Here is an 18,662-nt window from a genome sequence, read left to right on the forward strand (position 1 = left end):
AGCAGCATTCTTACAAACGGCACCGACAGTGGGCGCTCTCCCGAAATCAGGGCGGGCGGCGGCGGTGGTGGAACTGTCCTTCGACGCCGGGCTCGCGCCCGACTCCGGATGAAGCCGCCATCCGGCGCGCCGGGAGAGCAGGGGGACCATAGGCATGCGTGCGGCGGTCGATCAACGCCGTACGGCCCCGGACCGATGGAGGTCCGGAGCCGTACGGGTCCGCCGTGGGGCGGGATGTGCTTACAGGCCGGCGGCCGCGCGCAGCGCGTCCACGCGGTCGGTGCGCTCCCAGGTGAAGTCCGGCAGCTCGCGGCCGAAGTGGCCGTAGGCGGCGGTCTGGGCGTAGATCGGGCGCAGCAGGTCGAGGTCGCGGATGATCGCGGCCGGGCGCAGGTCGAAGACCTCGCCGATCGCGTCCTCGATCTTCTGCGTCTCGACCTTGGCGGTGCCGAAGGTCTCGACGAAGAGGCCGACGGGCTCGGCCTTGCCGATGGCGTACGCGACCTGCACCTCGCAGCGCGAGGCGAGACCGGCGGCGACCACGTTCTTGGCGACCCAGCGCATGGCGTAGGCGGCGGAGCGGTCGACCTTCGACGGGTCCTTGCCGGAGAAGGCGCCGCCACCGTGGCGGGCCATGCCGCCGTAGGTGTCGATGATGATCTTGCGGCCGGTGAGGCCGGCGTCGCCCATCGGGCCGCCGATCTCGAAGCGGCCGGTCGGGTTCACCAGGAGGCGGTAGCCCTCGGTGTCGAGCTTGATGCCGTCCTCGACGAGCTGGGCCAGGACGTGCTCGACGACGAACTCGCGGATGTCGGGAGCGAGCAGCGAGTCGAGGTCGATGTCCGAGGCGTGCTGCGAGGAGACCACGACGGTGTCCAGGCGCACGGCCTTGTCGCCGTCGTACTCGATGGTGACCTGGGTCTTGCCGTCGGGGCGCAGGTACGGGATGGTCCCGTTCTTGCGGACCTCGGACAGGCGGCGCGAGAGCCGGTGCGCGATGTGGATCGGCAGCGGCATGAGCTCGGGGGTCTCGTCGCAGGCGTAGCCGAACATCAGGCCCTGGTCGCCGGCGCCCTGCTTGTCGAGCTCGTCCTCGTCGCCCTCGACGCGCTTCTCGTAGGCGGTGTCGACGCCCTGCGCGATGTCCGGGGACTGGGCGCCGATGGACACCGACACGCCGCAGGAGGCGCCGTCGAAGCCCTTCTTCGAGGAGTCGTAGCCGATTTCGAGGATCTTGTCCCGGACGAGCTGCGCGATCGGCGCGTAGGCCTTCGTCGTCACCTCTCCCGCGATGTGCACGAGACCCGTGGTGATGAGGGTTTCCACGGCGACGCGCGAGGTCGGGTCCTCGGTGAGGAGCGCGTCGAGGATCGTGTCGCTGATCTGGTCAGCGATCTTGTCGGGGTGGCCCTCGGTGACGGACTCCGAGGTGAACAGACGACGGGACACAACGCTCCCTGGGGTTGCAGCGGCTGCTGGCTGATCATTTGGCGGAACCACATCGGGGGCTGCGCCCGATCACGTTCCGGATGCAGTTTATCGGTCGCCACCGTTTCCTGGACCACCCGTCTCGCCCTATGGGAGCCGTGTGACCTGCGGCACTCCCATTCTTACGCACGGAAGTGGCCTGGAGAAGGGGAATCGACCCAGGCGCGTCGCGGCTAGAGCCGGACCGCCACCTGGTCCCAAATGACCTCGGCCAGGGCTTCCTTCGGACCATAGGGCACCTGAGTCTCAGACCCATCAGAGGCCAGGATGACCGCTTCGTTCTCCTCAGAACCAAAGGTTCGAGCCTCGCCGACCTCGTTCACGACGAGAAGGTCACATCCCTTGCGGGCGAGCTTGGCCCGGCCGTTCGCGAGGACGTCGTCGGTCTCCGCGGCGAATCCCACGACCACCTGTCCGGCCCTGGCACGATCGGCCGAGATCTCCGCGAGGACGTCCGGATTGCGTACGAGCGCCACGGGCGCCGGGTCCTGCCCGTCCTTCTTCTTGATCTTTCCGCCCGCGTACTCGGCGGGCCGGAAGTCGGCCACGGCCGCGGCCATGACCACGACGTCGGCGTCCGCGGCGGCCTTGAGCACGGCCTCCCGCAGCTGCACGGCCGTCCCCACCCGTACGACGTCCACTCCGGCCGGGTCGGCCAGGGCGGTGTTGGCCGAGACCAGGGTGACCCGGGCCCCGCGGGCCACGGCGGTACGAGCGAGGGCGTAGCCCTGCTTGCCGGAGGAGCGGTTGCCGAGGAAGCGGACCGGGTCCAGCGGCTCCCGGGTACCGCCCGCGCTGATCACCACGTGCCGCCCGAGGAGGTCGGGCTCGGCCACCCCGCGGGCCAGCACCCGACGACAGACCTCGAAGATCTCCTCGGGGTCGGGCAGCCGCCCCTTGCCGGTGTCCTTGCCGGTGAGCCGGCCGACGGCGGGCTCGATGACGAGCGCGCCGCGCCGGCGCAGCGTGGCCACGTTCTCCTGGGTGGCGGGGTGCTCCCACATCTCGGTGTGCATGGCGGGGGCGAAGACCACGGGGCAGCGGGCGGTGAGCAGGGTGTTCGTCAGCAGGTCGTCGGCGAGCCCGTGGGCGGCCTTGGCCAGCATGTCGGCGGTGGCGGGGGCGACGACGACGAGGTCGGCGGACTGCCCGATGCGCACGTGCGGCACCTCGTGGACGGACTCCCAGACCTCGGTGGAGGCCGGGTTCCCGGAGAGGGCGGACCAGGTGGCCTCCCCCACGAAGTTCAGGGAGGCCGCGGTGGGCACCACCCGCACGTCGTGGCCGGACTCGGTCAGTCGGCGCAGCAGCTCGCACGCCTTGTAGGCGGCGATCCCGCCACTGACTCCCAGTACGACCTTCGGCTTATCCACCACGCACTTCCCTTCTCGGTGTCCGACGCGGCCGACGCCTTCGGCTCTGATCGTCGTCGTACCCACCCATGACACACCACAGGCCCGGCAGATGTTCTGCCGGGCCTGTGATGAAAGGACTTCTGGTGCCTTACTGGGCCGGGGCCTCGATGGCCTCGGAGGTCAGCAGACCCGCGTTGATCTCGCGCAGCGCGATCGAAAGCGGCTTCTCGTGGACGTGGGTGTCCACCAGCGGGCCGACGTACTCGAGCAGGCCCTCACCGAGCTGCGAGTAGTACGCGTTGATCTGACGCGCGCGCTTGGCCGCGTAGATCACGAGGCTGTACTTCGAGTCCGTGGCCTCGAGCAGCTCGTCGATCGGCGGGTTGATGATGCCCTCGGGCGCAGTGATGGAAGAGGACACGCTCTACCTTCCGAAGATGGGTGAAAGATGGGGCCGTCCTGGAATCGACCGAATCAAAAACATCGATCAACGATCAGACAACTGCCATCAAGGCTAGCAGCTCACGCGCCACGTCCTCGACGGAGGTGTTGACCAGGGTGGTGTCGAACTCGGACTCGGCAGCGAGCTCGATCTTGGCGGCGGCGAGCCGACGCTCGATGACCTCCGCCGATTCGGTGCCCCGCCCGGTCAGCCGGCGGACCAGCTCGTCCCAGCTGGGCGGTGCCAGGAAGACCAGCTGGGCGTCGGGCTTGGACTCGCGGACGAGTCGCGCGCCCTGGAGATCGATCTCCAGCAGTACCGGCTCGCCGTTGTCCAGGCGTTCCAGCACCGCGCTGCGGGGTGTGCCGTAGCGGTTGCCCGCGAACTCGGCCCACTCCAGCAACTCGCCGTTGGCGATCAGCTTGTCGAACTCGTCGTCATTGACGAAGAAGTAGTGGACTCCGTGTCGCTCACCGGGCCGCGGCTTGCGGGTGGTGGCCGACACCGAGAGCCATACCTCGGGGTGAACCTTGCGCATATGCGCGACGACCGTGCTCTTGCCGACCCCTGAAGGGCCGGAGAGCACGGTCAGCCGCGGACGAACCTCTGCTGCCATAGAGCGATTATCCAGCTTCTCAGGACTGCCTGAGAACGCCGGGAGAACTTCAGTCGACGCCTCAGGCGCCGGTGCTGCCGAACTCGCGCTCCAGAGAGGCGATCTGGTTGGAACCGAGACCTCGGACACGCCGGGACTCGGAGATGCCGAGACGCTCCATGATCTGCTTGGCGCGCACCTTGCCCACGCCAGGCAGAGACTCCAGCAGGGCGGAGACCTTCATCTTGCCGATGACGTCGTTCTCCTGGCCCGTCTTGATGACCTCTTGGAGCGAGGCGCCGGAGTGCTTGAGTCGATTCTTCACCTCGGCCCGCTCCCGGCGAGCCGCGGCGGCCTTTTCGAGCGCGGCTGCGCGCTGTTCAGGGGTAAGGGGCGGAAGAGCCACGCCTACGTCACCTCGGATGTCGAACTGTCGGATACGGACCGGTGGGTAACCCTGAAGGGAACACACCTCGCGAGCTCCCGAACAGCGATGGAACTCGTTCGCTGCACGTTCACTCTGGTCGGAGACTAGCGGCCAACACCGCTCCAGTCAGCGAGAACGGACGAAAAGTCCTGGTCAGCCTCCACTGAACCGTACATCACGGACAAAATACCCCGGTTTTGTCCGATGAAGAGCGTTCGAGTTTCGCCAAGAAGAGCGAGAGGCCGGCCCGCGGAGGTGCGGCCGGCCTCTCGAAGTGACCGATTACGCGGTGACGGCCTCGTGGATCTCGTCGGCGAAGCGCCGCGCCGCGTCGCGCAGGGCGGTCACGTCCGGACCGTGCTTCAGGACCCCCCGCGAGACGTTCGGGACGACGTTGCGCACGGCCTTGCCGAACACGCCCGGCAGGTCCGCCGCCGTCGCGCCCTGCGCGCCGATGCCGGGAGCCAGCAGCGGCCCGTTGATGTCGAGGTCGAAGTTGGACAGATCGCCCAGGGTGGCGCCGACCACCGCGCCGAAGGAGCCCATGGGGGCGGCGTCCGCGTTCTCGGCCGCCAGGTGCGCCAGCATCGTCGCGCCGATCGTCCGACCGTCCTCGCGGACCGCCCGCTGCACCTCCGCGCCCTCCGGGTTCGAGGTCAGCGCCAGGACGAACAGGCCGGCGCCCGACTCCCGGGCCAGGTCCACGGCCGGCTTCAGCGAGCCGTAGCCCAGGTACGGGGAGACCGTCAGCGCGTCCGAGAACAGCGTCGAGGTCGGGTCCAGGAAGGCCGAGGCGTACGCCGCCATGGTCGAGCCGATGTCACCGCGCTTGGCGTCCATGACCACCAGGGTCCCGGCCGACCGGGCGTCCGCGACGGCCCGCTCCAGGACGGCCACGCCCTTCGAGCCGAACCGCTCGAAGAAGGCCGCCTGCGGCTTGAAGACCGCCACCGACTCGGCGAGCGCCTCGACGACCGTACGGGAGAACCGCTCCAGGCCCGCGATGTCGTCCTGGAGGCCCCACTGGGCCAGCAGGGCGGCATGCGGGTCGATGCCCACGCACAGCGGGCCCCGGGAGTCCATCGCCGCGCGCAGGCGGGTGCCGAACGGGGTCACAGTCACTTGGAGGCCTTTCGGGTCTCGGCGCCCACCGCTTCGGCGAGCGTCGCGTACGGGCTGGTGGCCAGGCGCGCGGCGAGGCCCTTGTGGATGGCTCGGGCGTAGAACGGGCCCTCGTAGATGAAGGCGCTGTAGCCCTGGATCAGCGTGGCACCGGCCAGGATCCGCTGCCAGGCGTCCTCGGCGTTCTCGATGCCGCCGACCCCGACCAGGACCAGGCGGTCCCCCACACGGGCGTACAGGCGGCGCAGGACCTCCAGGGAGCGCTCCTTGACGGGGGCGCCGGAGAGCCCGCCCGTCTCCTTCACCAGGGCCGGGGAGGACTTCAGGCCCAGCCCCTCGCGGGCGATGGTGGTGTTCGTGGCGATGATGCCGTCCAGGCCCAGCTCCAGGGCCAGGTCGGCGACCGCGTCGACGTCCTCGTCCGCGAGGTCGGGGGCGATCTTGACGAGCAGCGGTACCCGGCGGTCGGTCACCGTGCGGTCTGCGGCCTCGCGTACGGCCGTCAGCAGCGGCCGCAGCGACTCGGTGGCCTGGAGGTTGCGCAGGCCCGGGGTGTTGGGCGAGGAGACGTTCACCACGAGGTAGTCGGCGTGCCGGGCGAGGCGCTCGGTGGAGGCGACGTAGTCCCCCACGGCCTCCTCCTCGGGCACGACCTTGGTCTTGCCGATGTTGACGCCCACGACGGTCCTGAAGACGGCCTCACGGGCCGCCAGGCGGGCCGCCACGGCCGCCGAGCCCTCGTTGTTGAAGCCCATGCGGTTGATCAGCGCGCGGTCCGGCACGAGGCGGAAGAGCCGCTTCTTCGGGTTGCCGGGCTGCGGCTCGGCCGTGACCGTGCCGATCTCGATGTGGTCGAAGCCGAGCATCGACATGCCGTCGATGGCGACGGCGTTCTTGTCGAAGCCGGCGGCGAGGCCGAAGGGGCCGTGCATGCGCAGGCCGAGGGCCTCGGTGCGGAGCTCCTCGTAGCGCGGGGCCAGGGCGGCCGCGACGAAGGTGCGCAGCACGGGGGTGCGGGCGGCGAGGCGGATCCAGCGGAAGGCCAGGTAGTGGGCCTGCTCCGGGTCCATCCGCTTGAAGACCAGGTTGAAGAAGGTTTTGTACATCGTCGGAAAATCCCTCTGCGCTCGTGAAGAGGGGGACACCCGTCGTGAAACCGGTGTCCCCCTCCCCGTGTCCGTGCCGGCTGTGCGGGCCTGCGTCAGTCGCGGGCCGCGGTCAGGTGCTCCGCGTGCTCCTGGAGGGAGCGGACGCCCACGTCGCCGCGGTTGAGCGCGTCGATGCCCTGGACGGCGGCGGCGAGCGCCTGGACCGTGGTCAGGCAGGGGACGCTGCGGGCCACGGCCGCCGTACGGATCTCGTAGCCGTCGAGGCGGCCGCCGGTGCCGTACGGGGTGTTGACGATCAGGTCGACCTGGCCGTCGTGGATCAGCTGGACGATGGTCTTCTCGCCGTTCGGGCCCTCGCCCTCGCTGAGCTTGCGCACCACGGTGGCGTTGATGCCGTTGCGGCGCAGCACCTCGGCGGTGCCGGAGGTCGCCATCAGCTCGAAGCCGTGGGCGACGAGCTCACGCGCCGGGAAGATCATCGAGCGCTTGTCGCGGTTGGCGACGGAGATGAACGCGCGGCCCTTGGTGGGCAGCGGGCCGTAGGCGCCGGCCTGCGACTTGGCGTAGGCGGTGCCGAAGACGGCGTCGATGCCCATGACCTCGCCGGTGGAGCGCATCTCCGGGCCGAGGACGGTGTCCACGCCGCGGCCGTGGATGTCGCGGAAGCGCGACCACGGCATGACGGCCTCCTTGACGGAGATCGGCGCGTCGATCGGCAGGGTGCCGCCGTCGCCGGTCTTCGGCAGCAGGCCCTCGGCGCGCAGCTCGGCGATGGTCGTGCCGAGCGAGATGCGGGCGGCGGCCTTCGCGAGCGGGACGGCGGTGGCCTTCGAGGTGAAGGGGACGGTCCGGGAGGCGCGCGGGTTGGCCTCCAGGACGTAGAGGATGTCCCCGGCCATCGCGAACTGGATGTTGATCAGGCCGCGGACTCCGACGCCCTTGGCGATGGCCTCGGTGGAGGCGCGCAGGCGCTTGATGTCGTAGCCGCCGAGGGTGATCGGGGGCAGGGCGCAGGCCGAGTCGCCGGAGTGGATGCCGGCTTCCTCGATGTGCTCCATGACGCCGCCGAGGTAGAGCTCGTGGCCGTCGTAGAGGGCGTCGACGTCGATTTCGATCGCGTCGTCGAGGAAGCGGTCGACCAGCACGGGGCGGGTCGGGGAGATCTCGGTGGACTCGGCGATGTACGACTCGAGGCGGGCCTCGTCGTAGACGATCTCCATGCCGCGGCCGCCGAGCACGTAGGACGGGCGGACGAGGACCGGGTAGCCGATCTCGTCGGCGATCGCCTTCGCACCCGCGAAGGTGGTGGCGGTGCCGTGCTTGGGGGCGGGCAGGCCGGCGTCGGCGAGGACCTGGCCGAAGGCGCCGCGGTCCTCGGCGGCGTGGATGGCCTCCGGCGGGGTGCCGACGACGGGGACGCCGTTGTCCTTGAGGGCCTGGGCGAGACCGAGGGGGGTCTGGCCGCCGAGCTGGACGACGACACCGGCGATGGGGCCGGCCAGCGACTCCGCGTGGACGATCTCCAGCACGTCCTCGAGCGTCAGCGGCTCGAAGTACAGGCGGTCGGAGGTGTCGTAGTCGGTGGAGACGGTCTCCGGGTTGCAGTTGACCATCACGGTCTCGTAGCCGGCGTCGCTGAGGGCGAAGGAGGCGTGGACGCAGGAGTAGTCGAACTCGATGCCCTGGCCGATGCGGTTCGGGCCGGAGCCCAGGATGATCACCGCGGGCTTGGTGCGGGGCGCGACCTCGGACTCCTCGTCGTACGAGGAGTAGAAGTACGGGGTCTTCGCGGCGAACTCGGCGGCGCAGGTGTCGACCGTCTTGTAGACCGGGCGGACCCCCAGCGCGTGGCGGACCTCGCGGACGACGTCCTCGCGCAGGCCGCGGATCTCGGCGATCTGGGCGTCGGAGAAGCCGTGGCGCTTGGCCTCGGCGAGCAGCTCGGGCTGGAGCTTCTCGGCGGCGGCGAGGTCGTCCGCGATCTCCTTGATGAGGAAGAGCTGGTCGACGAACCAGGGGTCGATCTTCGTGAACTCGAAGACCTCTTCCTGGGTGGCGCCGGCGCGGATGGCCTGCATGACGGTGTTGATGCGGCCGTCGGTCGGGCGGACCGCGGTGGCGAGGAGCTCGTCCTTGTCGCCGGTGGGGCCGACGAAGGTGAACTGCGAGCCCTTCTTCTCCAGGGAGCGCAGGGCCTTCTGGAGGGCCTCGGTGAAGTTGCGGCCGATGGCCATGGCCTCGCCGACCGACTTCATGGTGGTGGTGAGGGTGGCGTCGGCCAGCGGGAACTTCTCGAAGGCGAAGCGCGGGGCCTTGACGACGACGTAGTCGAGGGACGGCTCGAAGGAGGCCGGGGTCTTCTCGGTGATGTCGTTGGGGACCTCGTCGAGCGTGTAGCCGATGGCCAGCTTGGCGGCGATCTTGGCGATCGGGAAGCCGGTGGCCTTCGACGCGAGCGCCGAGGAGCGCGAGACGCGCGGGTTCATCTCGATGACGATGACGCGGCCGTCGGTGGGGTCGATGGCGAACTGGATGTTGCAGCCGCCGGTGTCGACGCCGACCTCGCGGATGATCGCGATGCCGATGTCGCGCAGCCGCTGGTACTCGCGGTCGGTCAGCGTCATCGCCGGGGCGACGGTGATCGAGTCACCGGTGTGGACGCCCATCGGGTCGAAGTTCTCGATGGAGCAGACGACGACCACGTTGTCCTTGGTGTCGCGCATCAGCTCCAGCTCGTACTCCTTCCAGCCGAGGATGGACTCCTCCAGGAGCACCTCGGTGGTCGGGGAGAGCGTGAGGCCCTGGCCGGCGATGCGGCGCAGCTCGTCCTCGTCGTGGGCGAAGCCGGAGCCGGCGCCGCCCATGGTGAAGGAGGGGCGGACGACGACGGGGTAGCCGCCGAGGGTGTCGACGCCCTTGATGACGTCGTCCATCGTGTGGCAGATGACCGAGCGGGCGGACTCGCCGTATCCGATCTTGGCCTTGACGGCCTCGACGACGCCCTTGAAGAGGTCGCGGTCCTCGCCCTTGTTGATGGCCTCGACGTTGGCGCCGATGAGCTCGACGCCGTACTTCTCCAGCACACCCTGCTCGTGCATGGAGATCGCGGTGTTGAGCGCGGTCTGGCCGCCGAGGGTGGGCAGGAGCGCGTCGGGGCGCTCCTTGGCGATGATCTTCTCGACGAACTCGGGGGTGATCGGCTCGACGTACGTGGCGTCGGCGATCTCCGGGTCGGTCATGATCGTCGCGGGGTTGGAGTTGACCAGGATGACCCGCAGGCCCTCGGCCTTGAGGATGCGGCAGGCCTGGGTGCCGGAGTAGTCGAACTCGGCGGCCTGTCCGATGACGATCGGGCCGGAGCCGATGACCAGGACGGACTGGATATCGGTGCGCTTAGGCACGCTCGGCCTCCATCAGGGATACGAAACGGTCGAAGAGGTACGCGGCGTCGTGCGGGCCGGCGGCCGCCTCGGGGTGGTACTGGACGCTGAAGGCCGGCTGGTCGAGCAGCTGGAGGCCTTCGACGACGTTGTCGTTCAGGCAGACGTGGGAGACCTCGGCGCGGCCGTAGGCGGTCTCGGAGACCTTGTCGAGGGGCGCGTCGACGGCGAAGCCGTGGTTGTGCGCGGTGATCTCGACCTTGCCGGTGGTGCGGTCCTGGACCGGCTGGTTGATGCCGCGGTGGCCGTACTTCAGCTTGTAGGTGCCGAAGCCGAGGGCGCGGCCGAGGATCTGGTTGCCGAAGCAGATGCCGAAGAGCGGGGTCTTGCGCTCCAGGACGCCCTGCATGACGGCGACGGGGCCGTCGGCGGTGGCCGGGTCGCCCGGGCCGTTGGAGAAGAACACGCCGTCGGGGTTCACCGCGTAGACGTCCTCGACGGTGGCGGTGGCGGGCAGGACGTGGACCTCGATGCCGCGCTCGGCCATCCGGTGCGGGGTCATGCCCTTGATGCCCAGGTCGACGGCGGCCACGGTGAACTTCTTCTCACCGATGGCGGGGACGACGTACGCCTCCTTGGTCGCGACCTCGGCGGAGAGGTTCGCGCCCTTCATCTGCGGCTGCGCCGTGACCTTGGCCAGCAGGGCCTCGTCGCGGACGCCGACCCAGGCCTCGCCGGAGAAGATGCCGACGCGCATGGCGCCGCGTTCGCGCAGGTGGCGGGTGAGGGCGCGGGTGTCGATCCCGCAGATCCCGACGACGCCCTGCTTGACGAGCTCCTCGTCCAGCGAGCGCTGCGAGCGCCAGTTCGAGGGGACGCGGGCGGGGTCGCGTACGACGTAGCCGGCGACCCAGATGCGGGAGGACTCGGGGTCCTCGTCGTTGACGCCGGTGTTGCCCACGTGGGGGGCGGTCATCACGACGACCTGTCGGTGGTACGACGGGTCGGTGAGGGTCTCCTGGTAGCCGGTCATTCCGGTGGAGAACACGGCCTCGCCGAAGGTCTCCCCCACAGCGCCGTAGGCGCGGCCGCGGAAGATCCGACCGTCCTCCAGGACGAGTACGGCGGGAGCTTTGGCTGCTCCCCTGGTGGAGGTCGTCATCGTTCGGCGCCTTCCGTCGTGATGGATGAGTTCATGAGATTGATGGCTTCGACCCAGGCGGCGTGTTCGGCCGCGCGGTCGGAGCGGAATCCGGAGTCGATCAGCTTGTCGCCGTGCGCCCAGGTGACGACGAGCAGACCGCCCTCGGTGAGTACCTTGCCCGCGATTCCCTTGTCGAGGCGGGCGCCGCGCAGCTGCGCGGCCGGTACGAAGAAGTCGTTGGCCCCCGGTCGGACCACGTCGAGGCCCGCGTCGGTGAGCGTGAGCTCGACCCGGCTGCGCAGGCCCAGACCGTGGGCGACGATCCGGTCGAGCCACTGCCCGGCGGTGGTGGACCCGTGATACCGGCCGGTCAGGGCCAGGCGGTGCTCGGGAAGACCGTCGGGTGCGGCGGGCAGCTCCGGCAGATCGTTCTGCAGAGCGCCGCGCCATTTCCAGCCCTGCCGCATCAGCCAGTAGACGAACGCGACGAAGACGGCCAGGCCGATCACCCACGCCATGCGGGCACCGAAGCTGGTCACCTCCGCCGACTGTCGTTCGGCGGCCTCGGCGGCCAGTTGGATTACTGCAGGTGTCACGCCAGTTTCCCGTCCACGACCGTTGCCCGGCCCCGCAGGAAGGTATGAGTGACGCGCCCCGGCAGCTCACGGCCCTCGTAAGGCGTGTTGCGGCTGCGGGAGGCGAAGTGTGCGGGGTCCACGACACCACGGTACGAGGTCTCGACCAAGGTCAGGTTCGCGGGTTCACCTGCCGAGACGGGACGGCCGTGGTTCTCCAGGCCGCCGATGCGTGCCGGAGCGAAGGACATCCGCTCGGCGACGCCCGCCCAGTCGAGCAGTCCGGTCTCGACCATCGTCTGCTGGACGACGGAGAGAGCGGTCTCCAGGCCGACCATGCCCATGGCGGCGGCGGCCCACTCGCAGTCCTTGTCCTCGTGCGGGTGCGGGGCGTGGTCGGTGGCGACGATGTCGATCGTGCCGTCGGCGAGCGCCTCGCGCAGGGCCAGCACGTCGCGCTCGGTGCGCAGCGGCGGGTTGACCTTGTAGACCGCGTTGTACGAGCGCACGAGCTCCTCGGTGAGGAGGAGGTGGTGCGGGGTGACCTCGGCGGTGACGTCGATGCCGCGGGACTTGGCCCAGCGGACGATCTCGACGGAGCCGGCGGTGGAGAGGTGGCAGATGTGGACGCGGGAGCCGACGTGCTCGGCGAGCAGGACGTCGCGGGCGATGATCGACTCCTCGGCGACGGCCGGCCAGCCGCCGAGACCCAGTTCCGCGGAGACGATGCCCTCGTTCATCTGGGCGCCCTCGGTGAGGCGGGGCTCCTGGGCGTGCTGGGCGACGACGCCGCCGAAGGCCTTCACGTACTCCAGGGCGCGGCGCATGATCACGGCGTCGTCCACGCACTTGCCGTCGTCGGAGAAGACGGTGACGCGGGCGGCGGACTCGTGCATGGCGCCCAGCTCGGAGAGCTGCTTGCCCTCCAGGCCGACGGTGACGGCGCCGATGGGCTGCACGTCGCAGTAGCCGGACTCCTTGCCCAGGCGCCAGACCTGCTCGACGACGCCGGCGGTGTCGGCGACCGGGAAGGTGTTCGCCATGGCGAACACGGCGGTGAAGCCGCCGGAGGCGGCGGCGCGGGTGCCGGTGAGGACGGTCTCGGAGTCCTCGCGGCCGGGCTCGCGCAGGTGGGTGTGCAGGTCGACGAGGCCGGGGAGGAGGACCTGGCCCTCGGCCTCGATGACGGTCGCGCCTTCGGCGGACAGGCCGGTGCCGACCTCGGCGATGGTCTCGCCGTCGATCAGGACGTCCTGCGCCTCGCCGCCGAGTACCTTCGCGCCACGGATAAGGATCTTGCTCATGGTTACTTGCTCTCCTCGGTACGGGCGGGGGCGGCGGGGGTGGTGGTGACGGCGGGCTCGGAGCCTCCGAGCAGCAGGTAGAGGACGGCCATGCGGGTGGAGACGCCGTTGGCGACCTGCTCGACGGCCGTGCAGCGGTCGGAGTCGGCGACCTGGGCGGTGATCTCCATGCCGCGGTTCATCGGGCCGGGGTGCATCACGATGGCGTGCTCGGGCATCTTCGCCATGCGGTCGCCGTCGAGCCCGTACCGGCGGGAGTACTCGCGCTCGGTCGGGAAGAAGGCCGCGTTCATGCGTTCGCGCTGCACACGCAGCATCATCACCGCATCGGACTTCGGCAGCACGTCGTCGAGGTTGTACGAGACCTCGCAGGGCCAGGCCTCGACGCCGATCGGGACGAGCGTGGGCGGGGCCACCAGGGTGACCTCGGCGCCGAGGGTGTGCAGCAGGTGGACGTTGGAGCGGGCCACTCGGCTGTGCAGGACGTCGCCGACGATGGTGATCCGGCGGCCGCCGAGGTCCTTGCCGAGGCCCGCGTCGCGGCCGACCAGGCGGCGGCGCATGGTGAAGGCGTCCAGCAGGGCCTGGGTGGGGTGCTCGTGGGTGCCGTCGCCGGCGTTGACGACGGCGGAGTCGATCCAGCCGGAGGTCGCGAGCCGGTAGGGGGCGCCGGAGGCGTGGTGGCGGATGACGACCGCGTCGGCGCCCATGGCCTCCAGGGTCAGCGCGGTGTCCTTCAGGGATTCGCCCTTGGAAACGGACGAACCCTTCGCGGAGAAGTTGATGACGTCGGCCGAGAGCCGCTTGGCGGCCGCCTCGAAGGAGATCCGGGTGCGGGTCGAGTCCTCGAAGAAGAGGTTGACGACGGTGAGGCCGCGCAGGGTGGGCAGCTTCTTGATCGGCCGGTCCGCGACACGGGCCATCTCCTCGGCGGTGTCGAGGATCAGGACGGCGTCGTCGCGCGTGAGGTCGGCGGCCGAGATGAGGTGACGCTTCATCTGGATGGCTCCGTAGGTCGGGAGGGCAGGCGGACTGACGGGCAGGGGTGCGAGCGGGCAGGGCAGGCCTCGGCGCGGGCCCGGTCGGGGCCCGTCACTCGAACGGTCTACTGGCCTGCTGCCTGGGCGGTCCGCTGGCCGAGCAGCACGGCGTCACGGCCGTCCTCCTCCTGGAGCTGGACCTTGACGGTCTCCCGCAGCGACGTGGGGAGGTTCTTGCCGACGTAGTCGGCGCGGATCGGCAGTTCGCGGTGGCCTCTGTCGACGAGGACCGCGAGCTGCACGGCGCGGGGGCGGCCGAGGTCGCCGAGGGCGTCGAGGGCGGCGCGGATGGTGCGGCCGGAGAAGAGCACGTCGTCGACGAGGACGACCAGACGGCCGTCGAGGTCGTCGCCGGGGATCTCGGTGCGACCGATGGCGCGGGCGGGCTTCATCCGCAGGTCGTCGCGGTACATGGTGATGTCGAGGGAACCGACCGGGATCTTCGTACCGGTGATCTCTTCGAGCTTGGCGGCCAGCCGGCGGGAGAGGTGGACACCGCGGGTGGGGATGCCGAGGAGCACCACGTCGTCGGCGCCTTTGGCGCGTTCGACGATCTCGTGGGCGATGCGGGTCAGGACCCGCGCGATGTCCTGCGCTTCGAGAACGGGGCGCATGGAATCGGTGTTCTGCTGGGTGTCCATGAAAAGGACCTCCTTCTCCGCCTCACGGGACGGACCTTAAAGGACGTCTGATGTACGCCTCACACGGTACCAGGAAGCGGCCGGTGACTCGGACCGGGCCGGTACGGAAGGGCTCTCAGAGGGCTCCTGGGACGAACCCCCAGGGGTGCGACGAAGACCATTCGGCTTGACGCATCCAAGTAACGCTGCGTAACCTCACAGTGAGTTACCAGCCGCGCGGCCGAGCCGCACGGAGGTCCGTAGTCACGTAGTCGCAGTGTCCACCAGTCACAGCGTCACAGCGTCCGGGAGCGTTATGTCCAGCGAATACGCCAAACAGCTCGGGGCCAAGCTCCGCGCCATCCGCACCCAGCAGGGCCTTTCCCTCCACGGTGTCGAGGAGAAGTCCCAGGGTCGGTGGAAGGCCGTGGTGGTCGGTTCCTACGAGCGCGGGGACCGCGCCGTGACCGTCCAGCGTCTTGCCGAGCTGGCGGACTTCTACGGGGTTCCGGTGCAGGAGCTGCTGCCGGGTACGACTCCCGGCGGGGCTGCCGAGCCGCCGCCGAAGCTGCGTCTCGACCTGGAGCGCCTGGCGGGCGTCCCGGCCGAGAAGGCGGGCCCGCTGCAGCGTTACGCGGCGACGATCCAGAGCCAGCGTGGCGACTACAACGGCAAGGTGCTGTCGATCCGCCAGGACGACCTGCGCACCCTGGCCGTCATCTACGACCAGTCGCCCTCGGTCCTGACCGAGCAGCTGATCAGCTGGGGCGTGCTGGACGCGGACGCGCGGCGTGCGGTGGCCCACGAGGAACTCTGAGTCCCGGGCTTCGGACCAGCAGAAACGTTTACCGGCGGGCGCCGGACCCTCACGGGGGTCCGGCGCCCGCCGGTTTTTTCGTTCCCTGACCGCCGGCACCCGGGGCTCCCGCTCCCCCGCCCTCATACGGAAGGGCGGTGCAGGCACTGGGCCGTGCGGTCAGCTCTCGCTGCGCCGCAGGCTCGGCTTCAGGTCCTTGAAGCGGGCCAGCAGCCCGTTGACGAACGAGGGGGACTCGTCCGTCGAGAACTCCTTGGCCAGCTGGACGGCCTCGTCGATGGCCACGGCGTCCGGGGTGTCGTCCACCCAGATCAGCTCGTAGGCACCGAGCCGCAGGATGTTCCGGTCCGCGACCGGCATGCGGTCGAGGTCCCAGTCCACGGCGTAGGTGATGATCAAATCGTCGATGCGGTTCACCTTGTCGGCGTAACCCTCGACGAGATCCATCGTGAAGGCGCTGACCGGCGGCTGCCGGTCGTCCGACCGCGCGTGGCGGATCCAGTCGGCGAGGACCTCGCGCACGGGCACGTCACGCTGGTCCGCCTCGAAGAGGATCTGGAAGGCGCGCTTGCGCGCATTGCTCCGAGCAGCCACGGGTTAGTTGCTCTTCCGGCCGAGGTAGTCGCTGGTGCGGGTGTCGACCTTGACCGTCTCGCCGGTGGTGACGAAGAGCGGGACCTGGATCTCGTAGCCGGTCTCCAGGGTGGCGGGCTTGGTGCCACCGGTGGAGCGGTCGCCCTGGACGCCCGGGTCGGTGTGCTCGATCTTGAGCTCGACCGCGGCCGGGAGCTCGACGTAGAGCACCTCGCCCTCGTGCTGGGCGACGGAGGCGGTGAAGCCCTCGATCAGGAAGTTGGCGGCGTCGCCGACGGCCTTGCGGTCGACCATCAGCTGGTCGTAGGTCGTCATGTCCATGAAGACGAAGTAGTCGCCGTCCATGTACGAGAACTGCATGTCACGGCGGTCGATGGTGGCCGTCTCGACCTTGACGCCGGCGTTGAAGGTCTTGTCGACGACCTTGCCCGAGAGCACGTTCTTGAGCTTGGTACGCACGAAGGCCGGGCCCTTGCCGGGCTTGACGTGCTGGAACTCGACGACGGACCAGAGCTGGCCCCCGTCGAGCTTCAGCACCATGCCGTTCTTGAGGTCGTTCGTGGAAGCCACGGTTGCGGAATCTCCTGCACTGGAAGACCACGGGTGCGCGCACAGGCCCGGCAGAGCCGGCTAGAGCGCGAGCAGCTCCTTGGTCGTAATGGTGAGTAGCTCGGGACCGCCGTCCGCCTCGGGGCGTACGACGAGCGTGTCATCGATCCGGACACCTCCCCGGCCCGGGAGGTGAACCCCCGGTTCGACGGTGACCGGCACGCAAGCGTCCAGTTTACCCATTGCCGTAGGTGCAAGCTGCGGGTCCTCGTCGATTTCGAGGCCCACGCCGTGTCCGGTCCACGGAGCGAGGGCTTCCGAGTGGCCCGCGGAGTCCAGGACGGAACGTGCGGCATGGTCCACGTCCCGGTACGCGGCCCCGGGCAGCAGGGCCTCGCGCCCGGCCCGCTGGGCGGTGAAGACGAGGTCGTACAGCTCGATCTGCCAGTCGGCCGGGCTGGTGCCGATCACGAAGGTCCGGCCGATCTCGCAGCGGTAGCCACGGTAGTTGGCGCCCAGGCAGACCGTGAGGAAGTCGCCCTCCTCCACCCTGCGGTCGGAGGGCCGGTGCCGGGAGCGGCCGGAGTGCGGGCCGGTGCCGACGGAGGTCGGGAAGGCCGGACCGTCCGCCCCGTGGTCGACGAGTCGGCGCTCCAGCTCCAGGGCCAGGTGCCGCTCGGTGCGCCCCACGAGGATGGACTCCAGCAACTCCCCGAGGGCCTGGTCGGCGATCTCCGCGGCGATGCGCAGGTAGGCGATCTCCTCCTCGTCCTTGACGAGGCGCTGCTGCTCGACGGCGGTGCCGAGGTCGGCGAGGCGCAGTTTGGGTGCGACGGAGCGCAGGGCCCGGTGGCGGCCGACGGTGAGGTGGTGTTCCTCCACCGCGAGCGAGTCGGCCCGCAGCGCGGCGGCCAAATCGGCGGCGGCGACGGCCGGGTCCCCGCCGGGGCTGCCCAGGACGGAGGCGGTCAGGTGCTCGTCGAGGCGGCCCTCGTCGGCCTCGCCGGTGGGTGCTCCGGCGCAGAAGAGCATGTCCTCGGTGGGGCCGACGAGCAGCACCGCGCCGAGCGGGGACGCCCCGGAGAGGTAGCGGACGTTCGCCGGACGCGTGATCAGTGCGGCGGCGTTCCCCGCGGCGGCGCATCGGTCGCGAAGCAGGTCCCGGCGGGCGGCGTACACGTCTGACATGTCTTCGAGCGTACGAGCGCCCCGCCGATCCGGCCCGGCGAGCGCGTCCGGACGGGCCCTGGGAGGGGTTACGGGCCGGGGCGGCCGCCGGGGGCGGACAGGGCGCGGGCCAGGGCCTCGTCGAGGGCGCGGGCGGTGCCCTCGACGTCGAGGTGGGAGTTGTCGATGATCGGCAGTCCGGAGCCGTACCAGCCGGCCATCCGGCCGTGGATCCGGGCGACTTCCTCGTCGGAGAGCCGACGGTTGCCGGAGCGCTCGGCGTTGCGCTCCAGGACGATCTCCAGGCCGGGCAGGAGCACGACCGGCAGCAGGTTCGGCCCCACGTGACGCTTCCAGCCGCCCAGCCCGACCACGGGCCGGTCGGGGAAGACGGCGTCGTCCAGGATGCAGGAGATGCCGTTCGCCAGGTAGTTGCGGGCGGCGAAGCCGCAGGTGCGGCGGGCGAGGCGGTACTGGGCCTCGGAGTGCTCGTTCCAACCCGCCTGGGGGTCCGCGAAGCCGGAGCAGACCCACTCGCGGACGTCGTCCAGGCTGACGTGGGCGGTCGGTACGGGCCGGCTGCCCGCCCAGTGCCGGGCGACGGTGGTCTTGCCGGCACCGGCCGGGCCGATCAGCAGGACGGCGAGGACCGCTCCGCCGGTGCCCGGCACGGCGGGAGGCAGCGGGATGTGCCCGGTGGCCTCCGGCACGGCGGGCACCGGCTGCGAGGGATACGACGGCTGCTGATGGGGCTGGTGGTGCGGCTGAGGCGGAGACTGCTGCGGGGGTGACCCCGGCCAGCCGTGCGCCGGGGGTATCGGCGGCTGCGGGGGCGCCGACGGGCGCGGTCCCGGCTGCCACGGGCCCGCGCCCCCATTCCCCACTCCGTGCTGCATCCGCTGCCACTCCGTCTCGTTCAAGCGACTGATGCGAG

At 70.1% G+C, this 18,662-nt stretch carries 18 protein-coding genes; 1 reads left to right on the forward strand and 17 read right to left on the reverse strand.

What is annotated here, in order from left to right:
- Window positions 1-240: 240 nt before the first annotated feature.
- The 13 genes from metK to pyrR form a co-directional block, all read right to left on the reverse strand.
- Entirely contained in the window at window positions 241-1,449 is a 1,209-nt protein-coding gene (gene metK / locus OG624_RS09135; RefSeq protein WP_030656249.1) for a methionine adenosyltransferase, read from the reverse strand.
- A gap of 212 nt (window positions 1,450-1,661) precedes the next feature.
- A complete protein-coding gene (gene coaBC, locus OG624_RS09140; RefSeq protein WP_033226979.1) occupies window positions 1,662-2,861 on the reverse strand; it encodes a bifunctional phosphopantothenoylcysteine decarboxylase/phosphopantothenate--cysteine ligase CoaBC in 1,200 nt (399 codons plus the stop codon).
- A gap of 130 nt (window positions 2,862-2,991) precedes the next feature.
- Window positions 2,992-3,264, reverse strand: coding sequence for a DNA-directed RNA polymerase subunit omega (rpoZ, locus tag OG624_RS09145; protein ID WP_004948662.1), 273 nt, complete (start codon window positions 3,262-3,264; stop codon window positions 2,992-2,994).
- A gap of 73 nt (window positions 3,265-3,337) precedes the next feature.
- Window positions 3,338-3,901 carry a guanylate kinase gene (gmk, locus tag OG624_RS09150; RefSeq protein ID WP_078909765.1) on the reverse strand — a complete coding sequence of 188 codons (564 nt, stop codon included), beginning with the start codon at window positions 3,899-3,901 and terminating at the stop codon, window positions 3,338-3,340.
- Window positions 3,902-3,962: 61 nt separating this feature from the next.
- The gene (locus tag OG624_RS09155; RefSeq protein WP_030008746.1) at window positions 3,963-4,286 is read right to left on the reverse strand and encodes an integration host factor; all 324 of its coding nucleotides are present in this window, start codon (window positions 4,284-4,286) and stop codon (window positions 3,963-3,965) included.
- Window positions 4,287-4,589: 303 nt separating this feature from the next.
- A complete protein-coding gene (gene pyrF, locus OG624_RS09160) occupies window positions 4,590-5,429 on the reverse strand; it encodes an orotidine-5'-phosphate decarboxylase (RefSeq protein ID WP_266358634.1) in 840 nt (279 codons plus the stop codon).
- The gene (locus tag OG624_RS09165; protein ID WP_033226971.1) at window positions 5,426-6,535 is read right to left on the reverse strand and encodes a quinone-dependent dihydroorotate dehydrogenase; all 1,110 of its coding nucleotides are present in this window, start codon (window positions 6,533-6,535) and stop codon (window positions 5,426-5,428) included. Before OG624_RS09165 ends, pyrF begins: the two co-directional genes overlap by 4 nt.
- Window positions 6,536-6,630: 95 nt before the next feature.
- On the reverse strand, window positions 6,631-9,939 hold the full coding sequence (gene carB / locus OG624_RS09170; RefSeq protein ID WP_033226970.1) for a carbamoyl-phosphate synthase large subunit: 3,309 nt from the start codon (window positions 9,937-9,939) through the stop codon (window positions 6,631-6,633).
- The gene (gene carA / locus OG624_RS09175; protein WP_033226969.1) at window positions 9,932-11,080 is read right to left on the reverse strand and encodes a glutamine-hydrolyzing carbamoyl-phosphate synthase small subunit; all 1,149 of its coding nucleotides are present in this window, start codon (window positions 11,078-11,080) and stop codon (window positions 9,932-9,934) included. The genes carB and carA overlap by 8 nt, the downstream gene beginning before the upstream one ends.
- Window positions 11,077-11,658: a PH-like domain-containing protein gene (locus OG624_RS09180; RefSeq protein ID WP_030008751.1), complete on the reverse strand. Its 582-nt coding sequence runs from the start codon at window positions 11,656-11,658 to the stop codon at window positions 11,077-11,079. The genes carA and OG624_RS09180 overlap by 4 nt, the downstream gene beginning before the upstream one ends.
- Complete coding sequence (locus OG624_RS09185) at window positions 11,655-12,941, reverse strand: dihydroorotase (protein ID WP_033226966.1); 1,287 nt, start codon at window positions 12,939-12,941, stop codon at window positions 11,655-11,657. Before OG624_RS09185 ends, OG624_RS09180 begins: the two co-directional genes overlap by 4 nt.
- Before the next feature lie 2 nt (window positions 12,942-12,943).
- Complete coding sequence (locus tag OG624_RS09190) at window positions 12,944-13,939, reverse strand: aspartate carbamoyltransferase catalytic subunit (protein WP_033226964.1); 996 nt, start codon at window positions 13,937-13,939, stop codon at window positions 12,944-12,946.
- A 107-nt stretch (window positions 13,940-14,046) separates the two neighbouring features.
- Complete coding sequence (pyrR, locus tag OG624_RS09195) at window positions 14,047-14,622, reverse strand: bifunctional pyr operon transcriptional regulator/uracil phosphoribosyltransferase PyrR (RefSeq protein WP_033226962.1); 576 nt, start codon at window positions 14,620-14,622, stop codon at window positions 14,047-14,049.
- A gap of 295 nt (window positions 14,623-14,917) precedes the next feature.
- Between pyrR and bldD the strand changes: the two genes are divergently transcribed.
- Window positions 14,918-15,418, forward strand: a complete 501-nt coding sequence (bldD, locus tag OG624_RS09200; protein ID WP_030008755.1) for a transcriptional regulator BldD — start codon at window positions 14,918-14,920, stop codon at window positions 15,416-15,418.
- 159 nt (window positions 15,419-15,577) lie between these two features.
- Here the strand turns inward: bldD and nusB are convergent, their stop codons facing one another.
- The 4 genes from nusB to OG624_RS09220 form a co-directional block, all read right to left on the reverse strand.
- Window positions 15,578-16,012: a transcription antitermination factor NusB gene (gene nusB, locus OG624_RS09205; RefSeq protein ID WP_033226960.1), complete on the reverse strand. Its 435-nt coding sequence runs from the start codon at window positions 16,010-16,012 to the stop codon at window positions 15,578-15,580.
- Between the two features lie 3 nt (window positions 16,013-16,015).
- Complete coding sequence (gene efp, locus OG624_RS09210; RefSeq protein ID WP_033226959.1) at window positions 16,016-16,582, reverse strand: elongation factor P; 567 nt, start codon at window positions 16,580-16,582, stop codon at window positions 16,016-16,018.
- 60 nt (window positions 16,583-16,642) lie between these two features.
- Window positions 16,643-17,749 (reverse strand): aminopeptidase P family protein, encoded by a 1,107-nt coding sequence (locus OG624_RS09215; protein ID WP_033226958.1) that lies wholly within the window; start codon window positions 17,747-17,749, stop codon window positions 16,643-16,645.
- A gap of 68 nt (window positions 17,750-17,817) precedes the next feature.
- The gene (locus OG624_RS09220; protein WP_063734310.1) at window positions 17,818-18,624 is read right to left on the reverse strand and encodes an AAA family ATPase; all 807 of its coding nucleotides are present in this window, start codon (window positions 18,622-18,624) and stop codon (window positions 17,818-17,820) included.
- Window positions 18,625-18,662 lie beyond the last annotated feature (38 nt).

It is taken from the genome of Streptomyces virginiae (genome assembly GCF_041432505.1).
In the GTDB taxonomy this organism is placed as follows: Bacteria; Actinomycetota; Actinomycetes; order Streptomycetales; family Streptomycetaceae; genus Streptomyces; species Streptomyces virginiae_A.

Coding starts and splice junctions, on each gene's coding strand:
- OG624_RS09185 (WP_033226966.1), bottom strand. CDS start 12,941: ATGAGCAAGATCCTTATCCGTGGCGCGAAGGTACTCGGCGGCGAGGCG.
- carA (WP_033226969.1), bottom strand. CDS start 11,080: ATGACGACCTCCACCAGGGGAGCAGCCAAAGCTCCCGCCGTACTCGTC.
- OG624_RS09190 (WP_033226964.1), bottom strand. CDS start 13,939: ATGAAGCGTCACCTCATCTCGGCCGCCGACCTCACGCGCGACGACGCC.
- gmk (WP_078909765.1), bottom strand. CDS start 3,901: ATGGCAGCAGAGGTTCGTCCGCGGCTGACCGTGCTCTCCGGCCCTTCA.
- bldD (WP_030008755.1), top strand. CDS start 14,918: ATGTCCAGCGAATACGCCAAACAGCTCGGGGCCAAGCTCCGCGCCATC.
- pyrR (WP_033226962.1), bottom strand. CDS start 14,622: ATGGACACCCAGCAGAACACCGATTCCATGCGCCCCGTTCTCGAAGCG.
- OG624_RS09220 (WP_063734310.1), bottom strand. CDS start 18,624: ATGCAGCACGGAGTGGGGAATGGGGGCGCGGGCCCGTGGCAGCCGGGA.
- OG624_RS09165 (WP_033226971.1), bottom strand. CDS start 6,535: ATGTACAAAACCTTCTTCAACCTGGTCTTCAAGCGGATGGACCCGGAG.
- OG624_RS09215 (WP_033226958.1), bottom strand. CDS start 17,749: ATGTCAGACGTGTACGCCGCCCGCCGGGACCTGCTTCGCGACCGATGC.